14 protein-coding genes are annotated in these 26,024 nt (G+C 40.3%); 2 read left to right on the plus strand and 12 right to left on the minus strand.

Annotated elements, in window-relative coordinates:
• Nucleotides 1–59: 59 nt before the first annotated feature.
• From IGJ00_RS10215 to IGJ00_RS10230, 4 genes are read right to left on the minus strand one after another with little or no spacing between them, the layout of a single operon-like run.
• Entirely contained in the window at nucleotides 60–437 is a 378-nt protein-coding gene (locus IGJ00_RS10215) for a hypothetical protein (RefSeq protein WP_438844397.1), read from the minus strand.
• A 21-nt stretch (nucleotides 438–458) separates the two neighbouring features.
• Entirely contained in the window at nucleotides 459–1,115 is a 657-nt protein-coding gene (locus IGJ00_RS10220; protein ID WP_071866845.1) for a hypothetical protein, read from the minus strand.
• Nucleotides 1,116–1,174: 59 nt separating this feature from the next.
• Nucleotides 1,175–1,714, minus strand: a complete 540-nt coding sequence (locus IGJ00_RS10225; RefSeq protein ID WP_086334915.1) for a hypothetical protein — start codon at nucleotides 1,712–1,714, stop codon at nucleotides 1,175–1,177.
• A gap of 20 nt (nucleotides 1,715–1,734) precedes the next feature.
• On the minus strand, nucleotides 1,735–9,477 hold the full coding sequence (locus IGJ00_RS10230; protein ID WP_438844398.1) for an InlB B-repeat-containing protein: 7,743 nt from the start codon (nucleotides 9,475–9,477) through the stop codon (nucleotides 1,735–1,737).
• A 776-nt stretch (nucleotides 9,478–10,253) separates the two neighbouring features.
• On the opposite strand from IGJ00_RS10230, the gene IGJ00_RS10235 reads away from it, so the two are divergent.
• Entirely contained in the window at nucleotides 10,254–11,756 is a 1,503-nt protein-coding gene (locus IGJ00_RS10235) for a helix-turn-helix domain-containing protein (protein WP_071866848.1), read from the plus strand.
• Between the two features lie 82 nt (nucleotides 11,757–11,838).
• On the opposite strand, the gene IGJ00_RS10240 is transcribed toward IGJ00_RS10235, so the two are convergent.
• Entirely contained in the window at nucleotides 11,839–12,831 is a 993-nt protein-coding gene (locus tag IGJ00_RS10240) for a zinc-dependent alcohol dehydrogenase family protein (protein ID WP_086334917.1), read from the minus strand.
• Nucleotides 12,832–13,115: 284 nt separating this feature from the next.
• Complete coding sequence (locus IGJ00_RS10245) at nucleotides 13,116–15,539, minus strand: hypothetical protein (RefSeq protein ID WP_438844399.1); 2,424 nt, start codon at nucleotides 15,537–15,539, stop codon at nucleotides 13,116–13,118.
• Nucleotides 15,540–15,960: 421 nt separating this feature from the next.
• On the opposite strand from IGJ00_RS10245, the gene IGJ00_RS10250 reads away from it, so the two are divergent.
• Nucleotides 15,961–16,842, plus strand: a complete 882-nt coding sequence (locus IGJ00_RS10250; protein ID WP_071866851.1) for a hypothetical protein — start codon at nucleotides 15,961–15,963, stop codon at nucleotides 16,840–16,842.
• Between the two features lie 564 nt (nucleotides 16,843–17,406).
• Here the strand turns inward: IGJ00_RS10250 and IGJ00_RS10255 are convergent.
• The 6 genes from IGJ00_RS10255 to IGJ00_RS10280 all read right to left on the minus strand — a co-directional run bounded on the left by IGJ00_RS10255 (nucleotide 17,407) and on the right by IGJ00_RS10280 (nucleotide 25,858).
• Nucleotides 17,407–18,414, minus strand: a complete 1,008-nt coding sequence (locus IGJ00_RS10255; RefSeq protein ID WP_438844400.1) for a DUF916 and DUF3324 domain-containing protein — start codon at nucleotides 18,412–18,414, stop codon at nucleotides 17,407–17,409.
• A gap of 127 nt (nucleotides 18,415–18,541) precedes the next feature.
• A complete protein-coding gene (locus IGJ00_RS10260) occupies nucleotides 18,542–19,117 on the minus strand; it encodes a hypothetical protein (RefSeq protein ID WP_071866853.1) in 576 nt (191 codons plus the stop codon).
• A gap of 23 nt (nucleotides 19,118–19,140) precedes the next feature.
• The gene (locus IGJ00_RS10265) at nucleotides 19,141–19,701 is read right to left on the minus strand and encodes a WxL domain-containing protein (protein ID WP_161641955.1); all 561 of its coding nucleotides are present in this window, start codon (nucleotides 19,699–19,701) and stop codon (nucleotides 19,141–19,143) included.
• A complete protein-coding gene (locus tag IGJ00_RS10270) occupies nucleotides 19,698–20,003 on the minus strand; it encodes an LPXTG cell wall anchor domain-containing protein (RefSeq protein ID WP_074799495.1) in 306 nt (101 codons plus the stop codon). The genes IGJ00_RS10265 and IGJ00_RS10270 overlap by 4 nt, the downstream gene beginning before the upstream one ends.
• Before the next feature lie 12 nt (nucleotides 20,004–20,015).
• The gene (locus IGJ00_RS10275) at nucleotides 20,016–22,904 is read right to left on the minus strand and encodes a hypothetical protein (protein ID WP_438844401.1); all 2,889 of its coding nucleotides are present in this window, start codon (nucleotides 22,902–22,904) and stop codon (nucleotides 20,016–20,018) included.
• A gap of 587 nt (nucleotides 22,905–23,491) precedes the next feature.
• Nucleotides 23,492–25,858 carry a phosphoketolase family protein gene (locus IGJ00_RS10280; RefSeq protein WP_161641951.1) on the minus strand — a complete coding sequence of 789 codons (2,367 nt, stop codon included), beginning with the start codon at nucleotides 25,856–25,858 and terminating at the stop codon, nucleotides 23,492–23,494.
• Between the last annotated feature and the right edge of the window lie 166 nt (nucleotides 25,859–26,024).

The raw sequence follows: 26,024 nt of genomic DNA on the forward strand, positions 1-26,024 counted from the left end.
TGTTATAAAGCTATTTTTTTATAAAAAAAACCGTAGATCCTTCAATCTACGGTTTTTATTTATTTCTTCGATGAATAGTTCACAATGATGTCACTCATTTTTTTTGGATTTCGTCGCTTGTCACGAATAATTTGATAACTAACAAGAACGATCAAAATCAAAATCACGCCTGTCAAAACGTACAATACTTGTATTTGTTCTCCCAATGGTGGTAAAACGTTTTTTTTAGGCGGTGCGCTTGGAGTCACTGATTCTTTCGGATCACCGGTATCCGGCTTCGTAGGGCTTGTTTCTTGTGTCCCATTTGAGTCAAACTTTAGTTCTCCAGTGACTTCAATGTTATTAGAACTAGCTTCTATGTGCGTTTGTGGCAATCCAATGATCAATAGACCTAAAACCATGAACAAACAAAGAATTGTTTGTTTTTTTTGTTTCATCCAATCACCTCACGATTTGAACTATGGATACGGATCTCCAGCTTCATCTAGCGCTTCAATATTCAGTGTCAACGTACTTGCAATTGAGATTGATCCTTTATCCGTTGGAAAATCAAGAACATCAGTATCAACATCTCCTTCAAAAGTAAACGTCGCTGTACTAGCTCCTGTTAAATCACCAGGACGTGCATTCGGTGAAGCTAAAGTCATAAAGTCTTCTGATATGGTTGTATTTACCGAACCATTTTCAATCAAAAGATTGCTGGCTCCTAAACTACCAACCAATGTTAACCGATCGATTGCTGAGATATCTCCAGAAGAAACTGTGTAATTTCCTAGACTGATTTTTACTGGACGACCGGAATGATTGGTGATCTTATGCTCTCCACCTAGAATTGTCTTATAGTCTTCTGGTTCAGTGAAGAAGACCGCTTTTAAAGGTAACGTCACATTCAACCATTTATCTGGATTGCCTGGTTCCGGTGCCTCCGGATCTGTGTTGTCAAATCCTAAAGTTCCATCGATTGCCACATCTGCCGTCTTATCGATCGATCCACCTAATGAATTATCAATCGTCTGGTCATCCCCATTGATGATCACATCAGCTTGAACACTGGCCCCTGCTGCTAAAATCGTGCCGAACATCAAACCTGTTGCTAGAATATTTTTTACTTTCATTTTGTTTTCTCCTTTATTTATGTCTTTATATCCTAAAGCATGATTGCTTTATTCCGTTTTTATTGATTGACATTGATGGTCACGTCAACCGTCGTTTTACCCATAAGCTTTTTATTTTCTAAATCATAAAACTCTAATTCTACTACTCCTGGATGCGTGCCTGTCGTTAACTCTTTTGCCAATGTCAATTCAGTTACTTCATATCCAGGCTCCAATAAGCCTGTTTCATATAATGTTTCTTTAGAATCCTTCATGGACAATATTGCTTGTTGCCCATAACGATTGGTCGGCAAGTTTTGGATCCAGATATTGCCCGTTTTTCCATCCGCATTGACACTGACTTCTGGATACACATTGATAGTTACATTACTATCATCTACCGCTTGATTGGCATATTTTTTCAATTGGTCGCCTGTCATTTTTTCCGCATGTTTGATCTCCGGAAAATCGTCCGACAAAATCTGCGTTGGTTGGTTATTGACATACCAATACCAACCAATCGCAACGATCGTAAGCAATAATAAAAGAAGCGCCAGTAATCTTTTTTTCTTTTGTTGTTCATTCTTTTCAGCTATTTTCTGTGTTTCCTGTGTGATCATGTTCACCTTCTTGTGTGTGTTCAATTTATCTTCGCAGCAAAGTGTAAACTCAACTTGCCTGTTACTTTATTATTTTGTGTGGGATCACCAAAATATTTCCCTGTAAAACCAAGTGACATTTGGGAATCTGATGGCACTGATTCGGTCCATTGTGCACCAGCAAAAGTACTTGCTTGTCCAACTAACGGCTTGTCAGATGGCGTCGCACCGATTCGTTGCAAATATAAAAACATTGATTCGCTCGTCGCTTCTTGTTCCGATGAATCTAAAAAGACAATATTCGAAGTACTTGCTAACTCCACATCGTTTTTGGTATGGAAGGAAACTGTCAATTCTGTCGTTGTCGAATGATTGATCACCTGATAATCATCACTAGTCACTTGATCGTCTAAGACGTCAAAAGCCATTCGGACTGGTAACGTTACATGGATCGCTGGATCACTTTCCACCACAAAAGGAACGGTATATTCCCATGTGGCTTTTTCACCATTAACCAATGACTCGCTGACAACGATCTTGCCAGTCGTCGTTCCTTCTTTGGACGTATCGGGATATTGAGTGAAACCTTCAATTTTCAAGGTAGGATATTGACTGATATCTAAATATCGTCCAATTTGACGATCCATATCTTCACGAGACATTCCTAACACTGTTTTTTGTTCACTTGGATTTAAACGATCGATGTTTATTCGTTCAAATCCATTCGCAGTGATTTGATAACGGCTTCGATTATCCGATATCCTTGGTTGCACCACATTATCTTTGATATTGTCCAGTCCGCCATTGGCTTCCGCATGGAAAATTTCTACGATATCGCCTTTCGCCACTGATAGTCTTCGATTTGTTCCGAAACCATTCAAGGTATCCAACCTTTGATTACCATTAACAGAAAAATCGAAATCTGGCGTTTGTGCATTCATTGGACCATTAGAAACAGTTACTTGGTTATAGTGCCTGATTTGATAGTACATATCATTTCCAAAATAGGAATGAACCGAAGTTCCAGCTAATGCACTATTATAGGTCGCAACAATTTGCGTTTGATCACTGTTCAAGCTTAAAGTTGCTGCTCGTAGGTCTGTTCCTTGAAAACTAATTCCTCTTACATTTAACGAATGACCAAACTGATAAGTGACTGGTACATCGATCGTAGCCAATACTGTGCCATTTTTTGAAACCTCTACACGTGCAGATTGACCATTCAGTGAATCTGGGAAACTTACAAAACGCGCGTCATAATCATCTGTTTCAGTTTGATCTTTGAAGACTTTGACAAAGTCTTTTGCCTGATAATCCGTTTCTCCATATCCATAGTTCAAGACTTGGCTATTCGGCTGGATATCTGTGTAATTTCCGATACCAGTAAAGCCAATGATGCCTTGTTCATTGATGACCCCGATTGAAAAACGCTCGGCATTATTCCGATTGATCTGGAATGTACCTGTTGTGACCTCTCCTGCCAAGTCCGCTTGATATGGATTGAATAAGCGAACAGGGTGTCCTGTAAGATCTAAAGTTACTGTTACTTGGTTTGTTGAAACAGCTGTATCTACTTCTGGTTGGATCGAGTTGAAGAACTCGGAAGTTTGTGCCCCATTCGTCTGCCACCTCAAGTATGGGTATGTTCGATTGGCACTGCTCCCCAAAGCAAAACCTGTGAACCACTTTTCACCAAACCCAAGCTCCGTTATGGTTGCATCGATCAATCCTGTAGTGCTACGCGCTTCACCCACACCACTTGTCGTCGTTTTTCTTGTAGTGCTTGCATCAAAATAAACATTGTTTGCTGTAATTCCTGTGGTAGTATTCGAAATCGGTTCTCCAGCAGTAAATCCTGCGACGAATAAATTCGTGAGCTGTGCGGTTGCAGTTGCACTTATCGCTCCGATCACTCCTTGTCCATTTGATGAACCAACACCATAATTATCGGTCATCACTAACTGACCACTGTCTTCAATCCTACCAATAAATCCACCAGAACCATTAGCAACATTTCCAAGAATATAGCCACTGTGATAACTCTCATTAATCGTCACATTTCCTGCTAAACGACCAATAAATCCACCAGCATAACTATTTCCACTTCGAAGATCACTCGAATTGATACTTCGTTCAATGTGTACTTGACCATTTTCTGTAACAAAGCCAATCAACCCTCCACGATAGCTAGATATTGAAGAATTGACCGTTGAGCGAGTCTCGCTATGCGTATCGGTGATCGTTACTGTACCAGATACTTCACCGATCAATCCTCCTAGATTCAAGGAGTAATTATTACCACCAGTAAAATTCACTTTTGAACTAGAATGACTCATGGTAAGCACTCCTGTCGTGCGACCAACGAGACCACCTAGTAAACCGTTTGAAGTATTCGAGTGAAGATTACTTGAGACTTGGCCATTCGTAATCGTTAGTTGTCCACTGTTGTTTCCAACGAAAGCCCCGCTCCCATTCGACTGGTTTGAAAGAATACTACTGCTACTGTCCATTCTGATATTCTCAAGTTCAACAATACTTCCTGCGCTGATTACGGCAATCACTCCTGCAGTATAGTTGGTAAATGACTGACCTCTAGTATTCGTCACTCGTAAATTTTCAAATGTTAGATTCTCGATTCGTAAAGGATCGTTTCCGACTGAGCGAATAAATGCTAAGTCTATTTCTCCACTAGTCAACGTCAAATTCTTGATGACTGCATGATTACCGATCAATTTCGCTCCATATACTTGTCTACCAGAAAAAGTACCTGCATTTGCCATATCGATTGCTATTCCATCTTCTGGTTCAATCGAATAGTTTTCATCATCTTTATCAAAAGGCGCTTGACTATTCAGAAAGCGACTTAGATCTTCTGCCGTTCGTATGACCGTTTGTACATAATTTGCCGTCACTGTTGCATCTTCTGTCCCCATCGTGAAAGTAGCCGTTCGATTTTCCTGATCAAATCTTGTCACCGTACTCCCTGTGCCAGTCACGCTAAATCCAACAAAGCGATACCCTGCATTTGCTTCAGCCGCCTGAATCGTTGTGGTTTCCCCTTCGATAAAATTCGTTCGGTCAGCGTTTGGATCAGCTGCACTTCCTGCCAAGGGATCACGGACCAGTGTCAAACTCATTCGCCGTGCGGTAAATCCAACCACTCCTTGTTGATTGATGACACCAATCGATACTCTTGCAACAGATCCACGATTGAAAGTGAAGGTTCCTGCTGTCGCTTCACCAGCTAAGCCAGAGCTGTATGGATTAAATAGTTTTAAAGGCTCGTTTTGTAGATCTAACGTGACCGCCACTTGATTGCCCGTCACTTGACGATCGACCATTGGATCGATGCTATCAAAAAACATCGATGGTTGCGTATTTTGCGTCTGCCAACTGAGATACGGATAGGTTTTATTCGTTCGTTGAGCGACTGAAAAATCGGTCCGCCAACGATTCCCAAAACCTAACATAGCGGTTGTTGATTCGATCAACTCTAGCGTAGTTTTCGCTTCCCCTACACCTGTCGTTGTTGCTTTATTCGTGGTACTGGAATCATAATAAACATTGGTCGCAGTAATACCTGTCGTATCTGAGGTAATTGGCTGTACCCCTGTAAAACCTGCAACAAATAGTTGGCTGAGTGTCACTCGATCCGTTAATTGATTGATCCCGATCACACCATTGCCATTGGAGGAGCCAATGCTATAACTATCCACGACACTGAGTGCGCCATTGCCTTCGGTCATACCAATGAACCCAGCAGTTCCTAGACTTGTACTTCCTTGGACATGTCCATTGTGATAGCTTTCCTCGATTTTAGCAGTTCCTGACATCCTTCCGATAAATCCGCCCACATTACTGTTATTTCCTCGCATATCACCGGCATTGATACTTCGTTGGATCGTGACATCACCTGAGAAGGTCACTCGACCAATCATTCCACCTCGATATGTTCCGCTCAATGAATTGATTGCTGTTTGGCTTTCACTTACAGAATCAGTGATTATTACCTCACTACTGGTTTCGCCCACTAGTCCACCGATATTTAATGTATATGAACCACCACCAGTAAAAGTAACTCGAGAAAGACTACTCTCAATGGTCAATGGACCGTCATTTTTACCAACAAGTCCACCCATTAGTCCATTAGCTGTGTTGGAGTGTAACGTTCCTGAAACCTCACTGTTTTTGACCACTACTGAACCCATATTATTCCCAATCAACCCTGCACTTCCATTCGGTTGATTCGCTAAGATTCGGCTACTCTCATCGATCGTGATATTTTCAAGCTCCACTGACTTACCGCTTGCTACTTGACCGATGATTCCAGCTGAATTAGACGATGATCGTGTATTATTCAGCGAGATACCAGCTAAGGTCAGATTCTCGATTCGTGAAAGATTACTGCCATTGATTGTTTGGATCAATCCAAGGGAGGCATTTTGAGATACTAATGAAAGATTTTTGATGATCGTGCCATTTCCGATCAGATGACCAGAAAATTGACTACGTCCTGAAAAATCACCTTCTCCTGACATGTCGATCGTTTGATTTGTTTCTGGTTCGATCGTGTAAGTCTGGTCGTTTGCATCATAAGGAGACTCACTTCGTAAAAACTTTCCGAGATCATCGGCATTACGGATAATCGTTGAGGCGTATTCTGCTGTGATGACCGTGTTTTCAGTTCCAATCGTTACTGTCGCTGTTCGTGCGTTCAAATCGATGTTGGAAACTGAACTCCCCGCACCAGTTACACTGAATCCAACAAAACGATACCCTTGGTTAGGTGCAGCTGCTTTGATCTGTGTCGTTTCGCCTTCAAGAAAATCATTTTTTTCAATCTCCGGATCATGATCGCTACCAGCGATTGGATTGCGAGCGCTCGTCGCCGTCATTCGCCGTGCGGTAAATCCAACGACGCCTTGCTGATTGATGACACCAATCGACACTCTTGCAATAGATCCACGATTGAAAGTGAAGGTTCCTGTTGTCGCTTCACCAGCTAAGCCAGAACTATATGGATTGAATAGTTTCAATGGCTCATTTTGTAGATCTAATGTTACCGACACTTGATTACCCGTTACTTGACGATCGACCATTGGATCGATGCTGTCAAAAAACATTACCGGTTGCGCGCCTTGGGTCTGCCAACTCAGGTAAGGGTAGGTTTTATTCGTTCGTTGAGCGACTGAAAAATCGGTCCGCCAACGATTCCCAAAACCTAACATAGCGGTTGTTGATTCGATCAACTCTAGCGTAGTTTTCGCTTCCCCTACACCTGTCGTTGTTGCTTTATTCGTGGTACTGGAATCATAATAAACATTGGTCGCATTGATACCTGTCGTATCTGAGGTAATTGGTTGCCCTCCCGTGAAACCAGCGATAAAGAGTTGATTCAACGTAACATTACTTGCTAGTTGATTGACTCCGATCACTCCATTACCGTTGGAAGAACCAATACTATAACTATCCATGATGCCAAGGGCTCCACCGCCTTCAGTCAAGCCGATGAATGCTGCGGTTCCTAGACTTGTACTTCCTTGGACATGCCCATTATGGTAACTTTCTTCGATTCGAGCAGTTCCTGACATTCTTCCGATAAATCCACCGACAATACTGTTATTTCCCCGCATATCACTAGCATTGATGCTTCGTTGGATCATCACATTCCCTGAGAATGTGACTCGACCAATCATACCACCACGATATGTCCCACTCGCTGAATTGATTGCGGTGTGACTTTCACTTCTAGAATCAGTGATTGTGACCTCACTACTGGTTTCACCAACTAACCCTCCTATATTTAAGGTGTAAGAGCCTCCTCCAGTAAAAGTAACACGAGAGACACTATTTTCAATCGTTAGTTGTCCTTGGTTTTGCCCAACTAATCCGCCCATCAATCCATTAGCAGTGTTGGAATGTAAGGTTCCTGAAACCTCACTGTTTTTGATCGTTACTGAACCTTGGTTGTTTCCAATCAACCCTGCATTTCCAGCGGGTTGATTGGCAGCAATTTGGCTACTTTCATCGATCGTAATATTTTCAAGCTCGACTGTTTTCCCGCTTGCTACTTGACCGATGATTCCAGCTGAATTAGACGATGATCGTGTATTATTCAGCGAAATGCCAGCTAAGGTCAGATTCTCGATTCGTGAAAGATTACTGCCATTGATTGTTTGGATCAATCCAAGGGAGGCATTTTGAGATACTAATGAAAGATTTCTAATAATCGTACCATTCCCGATCAAGTTACCAGAAAATTGACTACGACCTGAAAAGTTCCCTTGTCCAGACATATCGATTGTCTGATTGGTTTCTGGTTCGATCGTGTATGTTTGTTCATTTGAATCATAAGGAAACTCGCTACGTAAAAACTTTCCGAGATCCTCTGCATTGCGAATGACTGTCGAGGCATACTCCGCTGTGACTGTCGCATTTTCAGTCCCCATTGTGAAGGTTGCGGTGCGATTTGCTAAATTAACATTCGTAATCGTCCCGTTTCCTGTCACATTAAAGCCAACCAAACGATAGCCAGGAGACGGTGCTCCTGCTGTGACCGTCGTTGTTGCACCAACCACCAGACTAGTCGTCGGCGCAGTCGGATTACTTGCACTTCCAGCCTGTGGCGAACGTGCTAAAGTTAAGGTTCGATTACTCAGTTCGTAACGTGCAGTAACTGTCGCATTTTGAGAACCCATGGTAAACGTGCCTGTTCGATTAGATGTATTTACATTCGTGATTGAACTTCCCGTACCACTCACATCAAATCCTGCAAACTGATAACCAGTCGCTGGGGCTGCAGCGGTGACCGTCGTTGTTGCACCTTGTGCCAGTGTGGTCACAGGCGCCGATGGATTTGCACTCGCTCCTTGCGATGGATTTCTAGCAAATGCCAAAGTATGAGCGGGTAATTCTGTAAAACTGCCACGGATCGCTTGGTTTACCGTTGCTACAAAGTTCGGATAATATGAATGATTCCATATAGTTGCAAAATAAAAATAGGTATTGAATATCCAATCCAAATCTACCGTAAATGAATTTGCTCTTTGACTAGTAAAAGAAGCATCACGGATACGCTCAACTCGTATAGTAAATTCTTGAAAATCCGCTAAAGTCCCTTCATTCAGATTGGATGGCGATAAAACTGGACCTTTTATTTGGTAAGGTGTTGTTTCTTGAATAGTAAAGTGAAAATCTCCTTGTCCATGTTGAATCGTATTCACTCCAAATTGATACTGATTTCTTGTTGGCATTCCATAAAAATCGACTCCTGCATACAACAAACTATTTCCGTCGCGATATAAAAACTGCCTAGGCAACATAATTCGCCCTACAATACTATTTCCTGTTCGGTTACCTAACTGATTACTCCCCGACCATACAATGGACGCTCGGCTGTCATTTAAAAAATAATTCCTAAAAGTTGTTGGAAACTGTGTACGGTTTCCACTGGCATTTCCTTGTAAAAATCTAGAGATCCAAAAATTATCTAGCGTATTCAATAGCTGCGCATTTCTTGGTTCCCTATCTAATAAAGGTCCATCTTCCACCACTTCTTCTGGCGTCGCTTCTACCGGTTCGCTCTCGTCCTCAGTCGCCTCCTCACTTTCTACCAATGTTTCTTCTATTGTTTCCTGTGTTTCACCAATATCTTCTACCTGTTCTTCTACACTTGACTCGTTGATCGTCTCAGCAATAACGCTGATACTATTTCCTAATGACGAAAAAAGCAGCAAGATAATTACAATCATATGTAAAATTTGTTTCTTATAAAAATGAGTCATTTCCTCCTCCTACTCTACACGTATTACTTGACGTGACGTAATCTGCTGATTTTTTGGCAGAAAGTTATACTCAATGTATTGAATGTACTGACTTATGGTGCTTCGTTTTCTACTTAATATCTTCTATTGTACGATTGATACCCTACACAACTGTTCTTCGTAATAGAACATGCCTACTTTTTTGATATCCGCTAGTTGTATGTTTGACTAACTAAATGTATGCACCCCTTTCTTATCCAGATGAAACTATGATATTAAATAACAATGTAATAAAACTATTATTTTTTCATCTTTTGATTATAATAACACTAATCTACTTTTTGTTTATTTTTATTTTTTTCTCAAACAAAAAAAATAAAGCACTACCTTATTTCTATAAGTTCCGTAATTCTAGCAATAGTCATTGTTTACAATACACGCGCCCATAGTCAAAAACTTTTTTTTTATTATTTAGAAAAAAATATCACACTATGCACCTAGGAAATTTCTGCATAATTTTTATTGGAAAAACAAAATCTCCTCACTTTTAAAAAATAACAAAATTATTTAAAAAACAATTATTCGATAAAAAACACTGCAATTCCAACTATTCCCCCTTGATTTAAAACACATTATTTTTAAATTATCATGAATTTTCCATTTAAAACGTTTGTTTTTTTTGTATACTTATACTATGCACATCTTCCCCTTAGCCTATCTAACTATGTGTTTTAACATTAAAGAGAGACTCTATTTCTTACATATCTATAGAAAAATAAAGATTGGAAGCCAGAATAATGGAAAATTTACCCATCACCTTACAACTTGATAATCAGTTTAAACGACAATATCAAATTTTAAATTTAGTACATAAAAATAAAACCAACCAGTTAACAATCAATGATCTTGCTCTTGACTTAGAGAAGTCAAAGCCTACACTCAAAAAAGACATTGAAGAAATCAATCAAGCGTTGAATGAGCAGTGTGTTTCACTAAAGATTGATCATAAAGGACTATTATCATTCCAATACAAAAAAGTAATGACGATCGATTCGATGATCACCTTATTAGCAAAAAGGACCATCACTTACCAAATTATGGATCTATTACTTCATAATGTGACCTACTCAACCGATGAATTAGCCGATGCCTTGATGGTCTCTAGAAGTACAATTTTTAAAACGATTCGTCATATGAATAATATCTTGAAGGAGTTCAGCGTGACGATCACTACTGGACCATTGACTTTGTCAGGTAGAGAGGAAGATATTCGTTTTTGCTTTTTTGCCTTTTACTCAAGTTTTGGCGATAGTACGATCATTGATTCAGATAGTGAGATCGATGCACAGTATTTAGTTGACGAAGGTCATAAAAGAGATCACGCCTTTTTACATTTTAGCCATTTCCGTGCCGCTTTATGGCTGTCGATTGCAAAAGCGCGGTGGAAGTGTAAAAAACTTTGCAACTTGAATCGAAGTATCAAAGTGTTGATCAAAAGTAGTAAAGGCTTCTCTTCACTTGAGCCATTATTACAGGATTACTATCTTTCACGCTCAAATGAAACGCTCTCATTAAATGAAACGATGTGGTTATATTTAGTCTCACTTCATTGTATTTCCTACACACGTCAAAGTAATTTAGATGATGGACGCTCCTATGCATTTTATCGAGAAGAAAACCCTACTGTCATCGAAGTGATCCAACGTTTTCTAGCGACTGTTTTCCCAGAACACATGATCAAAAACGGGACACTAGAAAAAATGGAAGCCTACTTAGTCAATGCGCGTTTACTTTCTAAAATGAGCCATACTTACGAATTACATTCACCAACTATGGTTACTCAAATGAAAGCACGTTATTCTGAGATCTACCAAGTATGGCTTGAAAAATTGACGCTTCTAAAAAATAATCCATTGTTTGGTTTTGTTCATATCGATTATCTCGCAGCTGCGTTGACAACGTTTCATGCTTCGCTTTTGATGAGACAGTCGTATCGTCCTTTACGTATTTTGTTTACGATCCAAGGACCGCCATCTTTAGATGATTATATCCTGAATGAGATCGAGACACTCTTTATGCAACGTTCAACGATCGAATTTCAAATTGAACATGCTGTCACAAAAGAATCGATCGAAACCTACCAAGCTGATCTAGTAGTTTGTAATTATGATCTTCATTTGATCGATGAACAGACTTGCCAAATTCATCGCATCTCCAATGTTCCGACGATTGCGGACTGGCGTCTTTTAATGGAGACGATCACTTATTTGTCTTTGCCTGCTTATTTAGAAAATAAATAGAACAAAAACGCTACTTGTCCTTTATTCGCGAAATAAAAAAAGAGTAACCTGCTTTTGATCACAGGTTACTCTTTTTGTTCGGTCATCTATCTGATACACTATCAAAATTTAAAAATATTTTCTTTTTTTTCTTTTCTGCCTCCTCTAAAGCCTGACGATAGTCAGAGATTGGATATACAGGAGCTGTGGTTAGTAGATTCAATTGTCCCTCCTCAACCAAATGGAATAATTGTTGAAATACTTTCTGCCATTCTTCATTTGAAACCGAGTCAGCCCAGTGCCTTAGATGATAGACTTTGGCTTGGATCGGCAACGTATGGAGAAATGACCAATCAACTTGTTGACCAGATAGCAACCCGATCGCAATGAACTTCCCATAAGGTTGGACCGCTCGTGCAAGGATCTCACCACTTTTCCCTCCAACTTGATCAACGGCTGCGCGGACCCCTTTGGCATTTGTATGTGCCAAAATTTGAGTCAATGTTGTTTCTTCATCCCAAACAACGACCAAATCTGCTCCTAGTTCGGTTAACTCTTCTTTATATTTTTCGTGTCGAACAATTACAATGACTTTAAATGATAAAATTTTACTCAATTGGATAAAAATTCTGCTAATGGAGGAATTTCCTGCATTAAGCAAAACATGATCTCCTTTATTCAGGTCCAATTCTTTTGTACAGATCAACCAAGCAGTTACAGGATTGATGTACATTTGAGCAGCTGTCAGTCGATCGATCGAAGACGGGACAATAATGAGGTCTTTCTTTGATACTATGTGATAGGTTTGCCAAGTTCCTGCTACTCGTAGTGGTAAGACGTATTGTCCTATCATTTGCTCATCCTGAGGATCAGTGACTTGGATTACTTCCCCGACACCTTCATATCCAGCGATTTGTGGCAAGCTAATACGGTGTGCATAAGCCCCATGGATTGGTATCAAATCAGAAGGATTGATTGGCGCCATCAGCATTTTGACCAAGACTTCTCCTTGTCTTAAAGTGAGTGGCTGCTCTTCTAGTTGCACAACCTCTTGCGGTAAACCAAACTCTCGGTAAATCAGACAGTGATTTTTCATTTTTTTCTCCTTTGGTGATCGTTGGGTTCTTTTAACCAGTGTATCATTTCCCTGAAATAAAAAGAAGACTGTGTGCCACCTTAGAAACGAATAAACGGTGGGAACAGAAGTACTATCTTCGACAAAAAGACGACGGCCACAAAAATTTAAAGAAGCAATTTTTATGGCTGTCGCTTTATTTTTTGAGACTAAAAATTTCTATTCCCACCTCTTGTGCTATGATCAATGAACTAAGTAGCCTTGGGATCATAGCACGTTACAGATCACTTCCTAGCAACTACGTATCAGTTGACGGCTACGACTGTTACTTTGACTGTTTTTTCCCCAAACCCATACTGATTCGCCATCAGTACCACCTCGTATTCGCCAGGAATAGGCAACACGTTGTTCTCTTTGATGACTGCACCTTTCACGACTTTGCCATCACTATAGACGGTTCGTGCATTTGTGGCTTTGATGATAGAGGCATCATCTATTTCATCCACCGTAATAACGGCATCTTCTGCCATAAACACATAGCCTTCTGTCAAATTTTCAGAACGAACGATCACTTTGACTGTCTTCTCGATATCCCCTTTATCAATACCAATCGTTACTTCATAGTAGCCAACTTCATCTTTGACCGTCGATGCTTTGATCACTGGTAACGCTTCTACTGGTTGACCAGATAAATCCGTTACAGTGGCCCCGACCGCCACTAAAATTGATTGGTCATCGGTCTGACCGACAGTTACAGCAGCATCCGCTGCGCTTAAAATATACTCTTGTTGTGGTAGTTGTTCCCCAACTACTTTGATTTTCACTGTTTTTTCTACACGGTCATCCTGTTCGATACCGATTGTCGCTTCATACTCTCCTGGAGTATCTTTCACTGTACTAGCCTTGATAATCGGTGTACCTTGTTTTCCTAGCGTTTGGTTGAACACATACGCGTTCGTTGCTATAAGAAGGGAATAATCATCGGTCTGACCGACCATCACTTCTGCATCGTCTGCTAACAATATATAATCAAAAGTAGGATTTTCAGAATCATTTTCTTCAATCGTTACAGTGACTGTTTTTTCAACCGAAGGGTTTTGCTTAATCCCTAGAGTGACTTGGTAAACACCAACTTCCGCTTTGATTGTTGAATCTTTAACGATAACAGTGATCGCTCTTCCCTGACTATCATAGGCATAGGCGTTCGTTGCTTCGATGATTGAACGATCATCTGTACGTTCGATCGTAGTAAACCCATCATTGGCGTAAAGTTCATAGGACAATTCAGGTTCAGTTGTATCCTCACCAATGACTGTCACTTGGATTTTCTGCTCGATTGAAAGGTCTTTATCAACTGTAATCGTTGCTTCATAGATACCTGCTTTGTTTTCAACGGTTGACGATTTGATCATTGGATAGGCTTCATAGGATAAACCACCATCTTTGTCAACGACTTCTGCACCACTTGCCCAGAGGATCGCTTCCTCATCCGTTTGGTCAACTTCCAAAGTGACATTTGTTTCCCACACATTCAAGCGATACTTTGGTTGGTTCTCTAGCTGTTGAACAGTCACCTTCACCTTTTTTTCAACAGCAGCATCTTGTTCAATCCCAAATATGACCTCGTAGGTTCCAGGAGTATCTTGCACCGTTGATTCTTTGATGATTACTCTTGCCACTTTTCCTGTTGTTACATCAAAAGCATAAGCTCCGCTTGCATCTATCAACGATTGTTCATCTGTATGACCAACATAAACTGTTGCATCCTCAGCGAGAAATTGATATTCGTGAACACCTGTCACTCCATCATTTTCTTGCATCACAGTGACAGTGATCATTTTTTCAAGACTTAGATCTTTATCTACAGCAATCAGTGCCTTGTAAGTTCCTGGGATGTCTTGCACAGTCGATGACTTGATCACGGCTTTTGCATCCACTGCTTCACCACGCTGATTCGTGATCTCGACATTAGCAGCTGCGATGATTGAATCATCATCCGTTTGTCCTACCATGACTGTAGCATCTTGCGCACTGAATGTGTAACTTTCTTTATCTGTGATAGTAACTTTGATCGTACGCTCCACCCGAGGATCTTCTTTGATCCCTAATGTCATTTCATACTCACCTAATTGATTTTCAACGGTTGAGCTTTTTACGATCACATCAAATAACTCGCCCTTTTCATTACGTGCATAGGCACCAGCAACTTTTAGAATGTAATCAGTATCAGTTTGTCCTACTAGTACGGTCACGTCTTCTGCTAAAATCGTATATTTTGTTTCTTGCTTATCATTTAAAACTGTAACGTTTACTGTCTTTTCCACACTGGCATCTTCTTTTAAGCCAATGGTCATCTGATATTCCCCTGGCTTTTCTTCAACAGTTGTTCCTTTGATATAAGGTGTGAAGCCACTTAGCGGCTCCCCTTCTTCATCAACGACTTTCACATCTGCAGCCACTAAGAGTGAGGCAGAGTCAATTCTTTCGGGCAAGACAGTGGCATCATAAGCGACTAACTCATACTTTTGTTCTAAACTATTGATTTGTTCTTGGACGGAGGTGATTGATCCTAGTAAAGACTGATTTAGTTGACTCGTCTGTATAGAATCATTCTCCTTGCTCTTTTCTACTGATTGATTTGCAGCTGACACATGGGAAACTGGCACCATCATTGTTGACACAGTGAGACCGAGCAACATCAATTGACACATTGTTTTCCTTTTTTTCATAATGTAGATCATCCTCCTAAGAAAATTTAGCTCACCAATTATCTATGAATAGATTCTTCACCCATTCATAGCCCCCTTTTATTGGCGGTTTTTTGTAAAGAAATAACAATCCACATCCTTTACACCAAGAATAATAACACCATTTATCATCATTATCGTGCTTATTATTTCCTATTATAGAAATAAATTAACACCAATAAATTAGAATTATTCGCCATTGATTATTGCTATAAAAGAACACTGAATTATTAGAATTCTCCCAGTATCATATTTTTTTAAAGAAATAAAAAAAAAGAAAATTAAAATGTTCCAACTATGATTCTATGGATTCTCCATTACTGATCAACCATTTGATGATATACTTGATTGATGAAACCCTTATCAAATAGTCACAATAAGCAATGGAAGGAGTGATGCTTTTATGGATACAGCTTATCGATTAAAAATGAAAATACAACAAAATGAGCCGATTGAAGATCCGATGCTCTATCTTGAGCAATCACTGATCGTCAAAAAATATGAGCAACAAGAGAATCTATCCAGTCTAGGTAAAATTTTTGCTTTAATCGGTTTAGCAGAAATCCCTTATGCAAATCAATTACCAGTTACCCAGTCATTGATCCAATATGTAGAAGAAATGGTTGCGACACCAGACGGTTTTTCTTATACCGGAAAAGCAGAAGATATCGTTCCTTGTTACAACGCGATGTTACTGGAGACCTATGTTCGTCTCGGTTTAGGACAGACACTCCCTGCCCAGCGAGCACTCACGTGGATCAAAAACTATCAGCTCTTTGAACGTAATCAAACAACCTCGTGGACAGGACGTGGTATTTGCCAACATGGTGGTTGCTTAAGAAAAACTCCTTGTTACATTGGCATCGGAAAAAGTGTTCGTGCATTGATCACTTATCAAAAAATGGTGGATCAATCTGATCCACAAGTAAAACAAATGATTACTGATGGTGTGATATATATGGAAAAACATCAATGGTTCAAACGTTTGTCGAATGGACAGCCCATTTCTGCACATATTACAGAAAATATGTTTCCACAAGGCTATGTTTTATCCCTGACCGATCTTATCTACATTGCTTCTCATACTAATGACCTTGATCAAGAGGCTTTACAACCTTTGATTGACTTATTACAAATGAAGCAGACTAAAACAAAAGGTTGGAAAAATGAATATATCTATCGCTATAATGGGTACCAACCATTCAGTATGCGCCGTCATGACTGTCTTTGGATCACTGAAATGGTTTTACAGTTTATTCATACAAATTCGTTAAAATCATTTTAAAAAAATGGTCGATATATAACAAAGGAACCTAATTTTATTTTTATAGCTGTTATTAAAAAAACAAAGGTTTAACATGATCAACTAATCACAAACTAATATAAATCATGGTTTCCTATATAATAACTCCTTATTCTTATTTTGAAATCAAAAAAAATATTTTGTTATGATACTATTAATAGTTTTAAAAATAACACAGAAATGGTATTATTTATTTACGAAGATAATAGAGGAGTGAATGATGTTGGTTCAGTTAAGCAAGTTTTTATTTTGGTTTCCTTTATGTATTGCCGTGCTAGCATTTTTTTATTTCTTTAAATTAACTAAGCGCACTTTCTTGGTGTTCCTAGCTGCATGTCCAGTGATTTATTTTATCACTAAAATCATGGTATACTACTTTTACGATTCTCTGAGGGTGTTTGTATATTACGAAATCGGCCTTCTAATATCTGTGATTTTTTTTATCAGTGTGCTTTATTATTTCTATAAAAAACGCTAACTGACAGAAAGAGATTGTGATCCCTATGCTAAGACTCGTGTTAACATAAGGATCACAACCCCTTTTGGTTACTCTTCTTTTTTCTTCTTACGTATGAATAGAAAATAAATGATCAATAGAATGATAACCCCAAGTAAGACACCCACAACTACATAGACCCACGTTGGGATCGACTGTTGATTTACTTCAGAGATTGCTACCTTATTCACTTCTTTCGCATCACTCTCACTGATGGTAAATTTGCGATCGAATACCCACTCGTTGTCTTTTGCATCTGAGATTGTCAAATGCAAGGAATAATCTCCCGCTTCCAGTCGCTCATTGTCCCAATCGATCGCAAATCGATACGTCGACAAGGGCGCCATTTGCATCTCTTTATCATAGGATACTTCTTTTATGACTTCCCCTGTGGCATCTTTCACCTCAGCTACATATTTCAAATGACCGATCGCATCCATCGTTGGATTCTTCAAGGTTGCTACCACACTTGTTTTCCCAAATGAAATGGCTGGTTCGACGCCTGCCAATTCCACCTTTCTTTGCACTTCATTCGTGTTATTCGTTAATTTCAATCCTAAGACATAGCCATAATTATTAACGATTTGTCCCTCTTGTTCCGCTTGATCTACTTTCATAACATGGATGGCTGCCAAGATTTGTCCATCAAATTCTTTTTCTGGCATTGTAAGGTCAACGCTAACTTCTTGCGACTTTCCACCAGCTAAAGTGATGCTTTCTGGAACTTTCGCAATGTTGTCGATTTGAAATTCGTCCGGTATATCTGGTTCATCTATTGGTTGCGTATAATCAATAAACCCTTGATCATTCGTATAGGCTTGGTTGACTGCAACCTGATAAGTTGACTCTTCATTCGATGTATTTTCTATCAGGAACTTGATCGTTTGTTTTTGACCAGGTTCTAGTTGTAAATCAAAATAAGTTAATTTTTTATCGGCTTGATTTTCTGGAATAATTGCTTTGATATGAAAGCCCACTACACTCTCAGTCTCTGCCTCGGTGACTAAGGGGAAGCAAAAAGCAAACATGAAACAAATGGCTAAAATTATTTTCCGCATCACTACACCTCATTTATCGATTCATTTGGTTTTTCCTATAGATTTGATCATGAACAAAAACCTATAGAAAGAATTGAAGCAATCGCTGAATGCGATTGCTTCAATCTTCTCAATTCGGACACAGCCATTAAGAAGCATTTGCCGTATTGTACAATTGATAATTGATCGTACCGTTCAAGACATTATTTACTTGTAAGACATTGCTCGGATCAGTAAAACCAATCGCGATCGATGTTACCGGAGTGGTGATTTGACCGGTATTATTTCCGGCATCTGGTGTAGTAGCTGATTGAGCGACAATTCCAGTTGCACCTGTACCAACTAATTGTGCGCCATTGATTTGGAATGAATTCACAGTAAATGTGGCTGGCGCAGCTGCTCGCGTCAATTGATTATTCGCAACAGTTGCTCTCACTGACCAAGCTTGAGCGATGCTATCATTTGAAACAACGATATTTCCTGGTGTACCGATTGTTCCAGTGCTAAGTGAATACGTACCATTTTCGATTTCTGTTTCAAACGCATAAGTCGCTGGAACGGCATCGAGTCTTAAATCTCCTGAAGTAGCATCGGTAATCGTCACAGTCGTCGGTGTACTTCCAGTTTGTCCTGGTACCTCTGCTGCGAATGCTGCTACCCCACCTATATTTACTAAAATCAACCCTGCGAATACTGCACTCAATGTTTTTGTTTTGTGATTCATTTTTATTCCTCCTTGATTTTCAATTAATCTACATCGGCAACCACATTTACGAGGTTGACCGTCTGTATCGCTTTATAGGTACCACTTGGACTATTAGCAGGAACACTCAACTTAATACTTTCTTTCGGGAAGATCAATCGAAAGTTTTGTTTTGTTCCTTGACTGACTTTGACGAGTTCTTGCGTTTCGCCATAACTGATATTTTCTATATCATTGACTTGATAGACGGTTGTTTGTTCTGTCGTCAACTGTCCATCTTTCATAGAAAGTTTTGCTGCATATTCCTGCTGATTTTTAAAAGCAGATAAGGAATAATCGAGTTTCCACCCGTTCGTTCCAGAACGATTGTCAACCACTTCGATCACAAGATCTTGCTTTGCTGGTACTTCAATGTCCGTCTCAGGGACTGGGTAGCGATCAAAAGTCGGTGGTATCACTTTCTTTAAATAAATAGCAGGTTCGATGATTTGGACATTCACTGCTGATTTTTTCTCTTCACCCACAGAAGATGCTCGGATCTTAGAAGGGAAAGCAAACATCAGCGGCAAGATAAATAGTAGCAACCATTTGATTTTAGGCTTCATCGCTTCTGCCTCCTTAATCGATACATCAGTCCGACAAATCCAATCAACAATGTACCGAGAAATGCAGACGTTCCATACAACAAACTACCCGTTTGCGGAAGCATCCCCTCCGCTTGCGGTTTGCTCGTTCCACTTTCACCCTTATCTGTGGGAGCAACTTCGTCTTTTTCATATAATTCAAACTGGATTTCTTGCTGATCGGAAGCAATCACCTCGTCGGCAAACGCAGGAGCGACTCGCACAAAGCCAGTGAACAAAACAACACTAAGCAGGAACAAAAGATTGGTAGTTATTCGCTTCATCTCATCGCCTCCTTATTCGATCGTAGCTGTGTCATATAGCTTCCAATTGGCTGTCGCTCGTCCGCTATAATCACCCACAGGCAACAGTTTCGAGCTATTCAACAAAACACCGGCATTTTCACTCATATTCAGCGTATAAAGATAACCTGTCGGTGTCACACTCGCAGAATCAAACACTTTGATTGGTGAATTACCCAAATTTTGAACAGCACTCGTAGGACTTGTTTTCCAGACGAAAGAAAAAGGTGCGTTCGTTCCACTCGTGATCGAAAGACCAACCGACCAATTTCTTGTTGTCCGTGGATCTCTCGAATCCCATACCTTTAATTCTAAGCTATTGCCCGCATCACGATCCAAGATCCCTTTACTTTGACGAACCTTTCGATTCGTCCATTTGAATGTACTTGGTGCCTGCTCAAGTCTTAATTCTCCAGTGTAGGTGACCGTCAGATTTAATGACGCTGCCGGTTCTTCGGGTTTCGTCAATTTCCCAGAAGAGTACACTTCGATGACAAATTTATTTTCACCATAATCAAAATATTTTGTAGGGATCGCTAATTGTGTATTTGCATTAAAACTTGTTGCCCCTGTTGTCGTGACATCAGAAAATGGGACATCGGTCAGATAAGTCGTTCCCTTTCTCACTTTGAAACTCAATCGATCGCCAACATCTAAATCTTTCCAATAGAATGTCTTTTTGTATCCAGGATCGCGATTCGCAGAGATATCTAGCGTCTCACTAAAATTGGGCACCGTATTGACACTTTCCCATGACAGAGTAGTAAATTGATCCGTTTTTCGAACCCAATAATACACGGTATCGCCATAGTAGGTGACGTTTGTTGTATCATTTGGCGTCGTTCCCACTGGATTTGCCAAGACTGAACTTCCGTAACTAGTTAGTGCATCGACTGACAATGTTCTTGTTGGTGCTGAATAACTCAGTGTCGCTGAATCTCCTGGATTGAGATTGATTGCGTTATTGGCTATCGTCGTGACCACTGTGATCACGCCAGTCGTCGCGTTATTTGTCACGACTGTTGATAAATTTGCTGGGGCAACCGTTGACGTCACCCCTGCGGCAGTCGTTTTCGTGATCGTCGGTGTGACTGTCGCATTTGTTGCCAAATTGATTGCTTTCGCATCAAGCACCGTCGTCCACCTCGTAGTATTCAAGGCTGCTTCACCTGTATTTACCTTGATCGTTGATTGGATCTTAGCAGGCTGCTCACTCATCAAATATTTACTTTTACTTGTATCTGTACTTGGAACAGTCACCGATGTATTGGCGTTGTCCAATACATTACTCGTCACTGTCGCGCCTATCGGTATCGGTGGCTGAGTAAAAGCAAAACGAACTTGTCCTGATACGCTACCGTTGGCCGCTGTAAATCCCCAGTAGGCTCGATTGTTGTTGGTCGCTAATTGCAATTCCGAGTTCAAATCCCCCCAAGGTATCGTTGTGTCAGTAGTTTTTGCCCCATTGGCAGGATTCCTAAATGAATAGGTAAAGTTCCGTGTGGCGCTATTAAAGCTATAATTGAACTCGTACCATGTTCCATCTTGGACATTGGTACTGACAGCTCCATTAAGTGGGATCAAGCTGTTGTGTTTGATCCGTCCGGGATTAGCGAGGGTCAAAGTGAACCAATCATTTGCTCCTAAATCACCATTCACTGCATTGATTGGTTGATACGTTCGGCTTAGGTTACCCGGAAAAGTATACGCCATATGTGGCGTACTTCCAGCAGGAATCTGAGCGTCATAGCGTGCTCTACCAGTTACTGCTTCATTGGCAAATAGATCAAATTCAACCGCAAATGAATTACGAATAGCTGTCGTTTCTGGTGTTCTCTGAGCCAATAACTCATAGTAGCCGCCAGTCGCTCCGTAGACTCCCAAGTTTTGACCGTCGACACCTACCGCCCGTGAGTTCGTAATGGCAGTTGTTTTTCTTGCATCGTTATGCATGACAAACGCCACGCCATCTGCTTGTTGTGTGCCGAAATTGACATAGACACGTTGTGAAAATGATTTCGTGAAATCTAAGCGATATGCGTCATTTGACCAAATCGACGTCCAGTTATTACTACCTGAAAGAGAAATTTGTGAAAATGGTTTTCCTCCATTGTCATTTGTATTCGTGACATTTGACACCACAGCCCCACCATTTGGTGCGGCAAATGCGCCACTGATAGGGATAGCTCCCGGCGGTACATATTGAGATCCTGTCCCTGTTGCAAAAGCTTGGGCTGCTCGTGCCATGGGTGGTTGGTAGTCAGAAGAGGACGTGTCCTGTTCTTCCGCTATTTTTGATTCACCGGATGATTGCTGTGTCTCATCAGTCTCTGGACTCTCTCCAGACTCTCCATTTTCTTCCACAGTACTGCTACTGCTATTCATTTTGTCGGTCAGTTCACTTTCTGAAACGGTTGATTGAGCATTCGCTTGTTGTGGAGTCATCTGAACTAACTGTCCTTCTGGTGGCGTAAGCTCCCTCACCACCCCATCATTCCTCTGATAGTGAATAAACAGTCGAATGGGTTGCATTGGTTTGGTAAAGGACAAGGACGTGACTTGCTCTTCTGTTAGCCACTGGTTCTCAGACACTGAGTCTTCATTTAAGAAAAGAGGGACTTTCGCTTCCTTCGAGTCCAGTATAGTCATCATGAATTGCAAAGACTCTGGTAAGCTTTTATCTACGTGGAATTTGACATCTTTATCTGTTTCTTCAAGATAAAAGGCAAGGTGCTCATTTTGGGCAAATGGCTTTGTTTGTTGGCTTTGATCTTCATCGGCATAAGAAATAGAGCAAGCGCCTCCAACTAAAAAAGCGATAAAAATAAACGATAACATACAAAAAAACCACGAGTTCGTTTTTTTGTTATTTAGCATCTCCATAGGTTTTCCCCCTTTATCTATCTTCCGTTTGAATGAAGAAGACTTGTGAAACAGTCATGTCTATACTTGGACTGTTTGTAAACAGCATTTGAATGACAATTATTTCTACTTAAATACAAAAGAAGCTGAAAATCTTCAAACGCCATTATGTATAGATAAAGGAAAAGCCTAACTTCAAAGTAAAATTATGTAAACTTTTTGACGATCGCTTTCATTAAACAAAGAATAACACACTTTATTTTTTAAATGAATTTTTATGCTTATAACGTTATGTAATTAGGTAGCGCTTACTTAATAAGATAAAAACCTATAAAAAATTTTATTTATGCTAATAATTATAGTTTTTTCATCATCTATGATGAAGCCAACTTGACACAATTTTTCATGGATGTATAGGAAAAATGCATTGTAATAAAGAAACGAGCGCACAATGATCTATTTCTCTCAACTTGTTTATTTATGCAACTTTGAATCTATGCTTATTGGCGTGTCTCGATCCTCTGATTCTTTTGTAACCAAAAAAAAGATAACACTAGAAACCAAAAGATCAGTTTGACTAATGTTATCTTTATATCATTTAACTATTCTCACCGAGTCAACTCTGACCATTTCCAGTTTTCCACTACTGGCAGATCATGACCTTCTTTCCGAATATACTCTCGATGTTCTTTCAACTGTTGGGTCATTTCTTCAGAAAAAGTCGAAGCTTCTTCACCATAGACAGTCACCGCTGCATGTTGCGCTAAGTGGAAGCGATCCAGTTCACTAAAGACGCGCATATCAAACGGCGTGGTGATATCACCATTTTCTCGATAGCCATGGACCATCAATTGGTGATTGTGTCGTAAGAAGAAAATATCCCGGATCATGCCTTCATAGCCATGGAAAGCAAACAGAATTGGTTTGTCTTTCGTAAAGAACGTGTCAAACACTTCATCACTTAGCCCTCTCGGATCAACAGATGGGTGTCTTAACTTCAAGATATCAACCACATTGATAAAGCGGATTTTTAGTTGTGGAAATGCTTGATTCAATAGTGAGACTGCGGCAAGTGCTTCAAGGTTTGGTTCTGTGCCTGCTGCTGCGATCACTAGATCTGGCTCTTCATTCGCAGAAACCGTACTAGCCCAATCGATGATTTTCAACCCCTCATTAGCTAGTTCTTCTGCTTCTGTTGCAGAATAAAATTGCGGACGTGGATGTTTACTTGAAATAATCAAGTTGATGACTTGCTCTTCTTGCAGCGCACGATCCATCACAGCCATCAGACTATTCGCATCTGCAGGCAAGTACTCGCGAATAAACTCTGCTTTTTTCTCTGCTAAATGGGTCAACACCCCAGGGTCTTGGTGGGTATAACCATTATGATCTTGTTGAAAAACAGTGGATGTTGCAATCAAGTTCAATGAAGGATAGTTTTTCCGCCAAGGCTGATCACTGGCTTTACGCATCCACTTGAAGTGTTGCGTCAACATCGAGTCAACGACACGTAAAAAGGATTCGTAACTAGCAAAGAATCCGTGGCGACCTGTCAAAACATAGCCTTCTAAAAATCCTTCTGCTTGATGTTCCGACAATTGACCATCAATAACTCTTCCCACAGAAGACTGCCACTCATCTGAAGCATCTTTAGGTTCCAACCATTGTCGATCAGTCACTTCAAATACTTTATTCAAGCGATTGGATTTTGTTTCATCCGGACCAAAGATCCGAAAATTGGTTGGATTCTTCGTGATTACATCTCTCGCTTGTTCCCCAAAGACCATCATATCTTGTGCAACGACAGCTCCTGGTGTTGTAGTATCTACGGCATAGTTTTTCCAATCAGGCATGATTAACGGTTGAGGATCGATTCCGCCATTTGTGATTGGGTTTGTCGACATCCGGCGATTGCCTTTCGGAGAGAGATCTTTGATTTCTTGGTTGATTCTTCCTTGTTCATCAAATAACTCTTCCGGGCGATAAGACTGTAACCAATCAATCAAATGATCGACGTGTTCCATATGCTCAGAATCGACTGGAATCGGTACCTGATGCGCACGAAATGTTCCTTCAATTTGTTCATTTTCCCACGTCTTTGGTCCTGTCCAACCTTTTGGCGTCCGAAAAATAATGACGGGCCACCTTGGCATCGTGGCTGATTCCGCAGGTGCTTGTCTTGCTTCTTTTTGGATTTCTTTGATTTCCTCGATCACTGTATCTAGCGTTGATGCTAGGATGTGATGAACAACTTCGGGATCTGTCCCTTCAACAAAATAAGGTTTCCAGCCCATTCCTTCGAAATACTTTCGAAGATCCTCATCACTCTTGCGGGCAAGGATGGTCGGATTTGAAATTTTCCCGCCATTCAAATTCAAAATCGGTAACACCGCACCGTCATTGACCGGATTGATAAAGACATTTGAAAACCAACCGCCAGCTAATGGTCCTGTTTCTGCTTCGCCATCGCCTATGACTGTCGCCGCTATCACATCGGGATGATCAAGGATTGCACCTGTCGCATGAGCAAGGGAATAACCAAGTTCTCCACCTTCATGGATCGATCCTGGTGTTTCTGGCGCGGCATGAGACGCAATCCCGCCAGGATAAGAAAATACCCGACATAGATGAGCCAATCCGGCTTCATCTTCTGTAAATTCTGGGTAGATTTCACTGTAACTACCATCAATATAAGAATTAGATACCATCACTTGTCCACCATGACCGGGACCCTCTATGTAAAACATATCCAAATCGTATTTATTGATGACACGATTTAAATGTGCATACACAAAATTTTGCCCAGCAATTGTTCCCCAATGCCCAATAGGATGTGTCTTTACATCTTCCTTAGTTAATGGACGGCGTAATAATGGATTATCTTTTAAATACATTTGAGCAATAGAAATATAATTTGCAGCCCGCCACCAAGCATCTAATTGTTCAAATTCTATTTGTTTGTCTACGTTTGTCATATCGAACACCCCTTCAATCATTGCTAGTCCTAAGAAAGAACAAAAAATGAGTCTGGCCTTTACCAGAGTGTCCAGACTCATCTTCGTCGCTTCTTTCGACTGCTCGCCTATGCTATCGACCTCGATCAGTTGATAACATTACGGTATTTATTTAACTTTAACTTGA

The sequence above is a fragment of the Enterococcus sp. AZ062 genome (assembly GCF_051715065.1).
GTDB classification, from domain to species: domain Bacteria; phylum Bacillota; class Bacilli; order Lactobacillales; family Enterococcaceae; genus Enterococcus_B; species Enterococcus_B mundtii.

Bases quoted from the DNA above. Each gene is read 5' to 3' on its own strand.
- IGJ00_RS10215 (WP_438844397.1), bottom strand. From the start codon at position 437: ATGAAACAAAAAAAACAAACAATTCTTTGTTTGTTCATGGTTTTAGGT.
- IGJ00_RS10220 (WP_071866845.1), bottom strand. From the start codon at position 1,115: ATGAAAGTAAAAAATATTCTAGCAACAGGTTTGATGTTCGGCACGATT.
- IGJ00_RS10225 (WP_086334915.1), bottom strand. From the start codon at position 1,714: ATGATCACACAGGAAACACAGAAAATAGCTGAAAAGAATGAACAACAA.
- IGJ00_RS10230 (WP_438844398.1), bottom strand. From the start codon at position 9,477: ATGACTCATTTTTATAAGAAACAAATTTTACATATGATTGTAATTATC.
- IGJ00_RS10235 (WP_071866848.1), top strand. From the start codon at position 10,254: ATGGAAAATTTACCCATCACCTTACAACTTGATAATCAGTTTAAACGA.
- IGJ00_RS10240 (WP_086334917.1), bottom strand. From the start codon at position 12,831: ATGAAAAATCACTGTCTGATTTACCGAGAGTTTGGTTTACCGCAAGAG.
- IGJ00_RS10245 (WP_438844399.1), bottom strand. From the start codon at position 15,539: ATGAAAAAAAGGAAAACAATGTGTCAATTGATGTTGCTCGGTCTCACT.
- IGJ00_RS10250 (WP_071866851.1), top strand. From the start codon at position 15,961: ATGGATACAGCTTATCGATTAAAAATGAAAATACAACAAAATGAGCCG.
- IGJ00_RS10255 (WP_438844400.1), bottom strand. From the start codon at position 18,414: ATGCGGAAAATAATTTTAGCCATTTGTTTCATGTTTGCTTTTTGCTTC.
- IGJ00_RS10260 (WP_071866853.1), bottom strand. From the start codon at position 19,117: ATGAATCACAAAACAAAAACATTGAGTGCAGTATTCGCAGGGTTGATT.
- IGJ00_RS10265 (WP_161641955.1), bottom strand. From the start codon at position 19,701: ATGAAGCCTAAAATCAAATGGTTGCTACTATTTATCTTGCCGCTGATG.
- IGJ00_RS10270 (WP_074799495.1), bottom strand. From the start codon at position 20,003: ATGAAGCGAATAACTACCAATCTTTTGTTCCTGCTTAGTGTTGTTTTG.
- IGJ00_RS10275 (WP_438844401.1), bottom strand. From the start codon at position 22,904: ATGGAGATGCTAAATAACAAAAAAACGAACTCGTGGTTTTTTTGTATG.
- IGJ00_RS10280 (WP_161641951.1), bottom strand. From the start codon at position 25,858: ATGACAAACGTAGACAAACAAATAGAATTTGAACAATTAGATGCTTGG.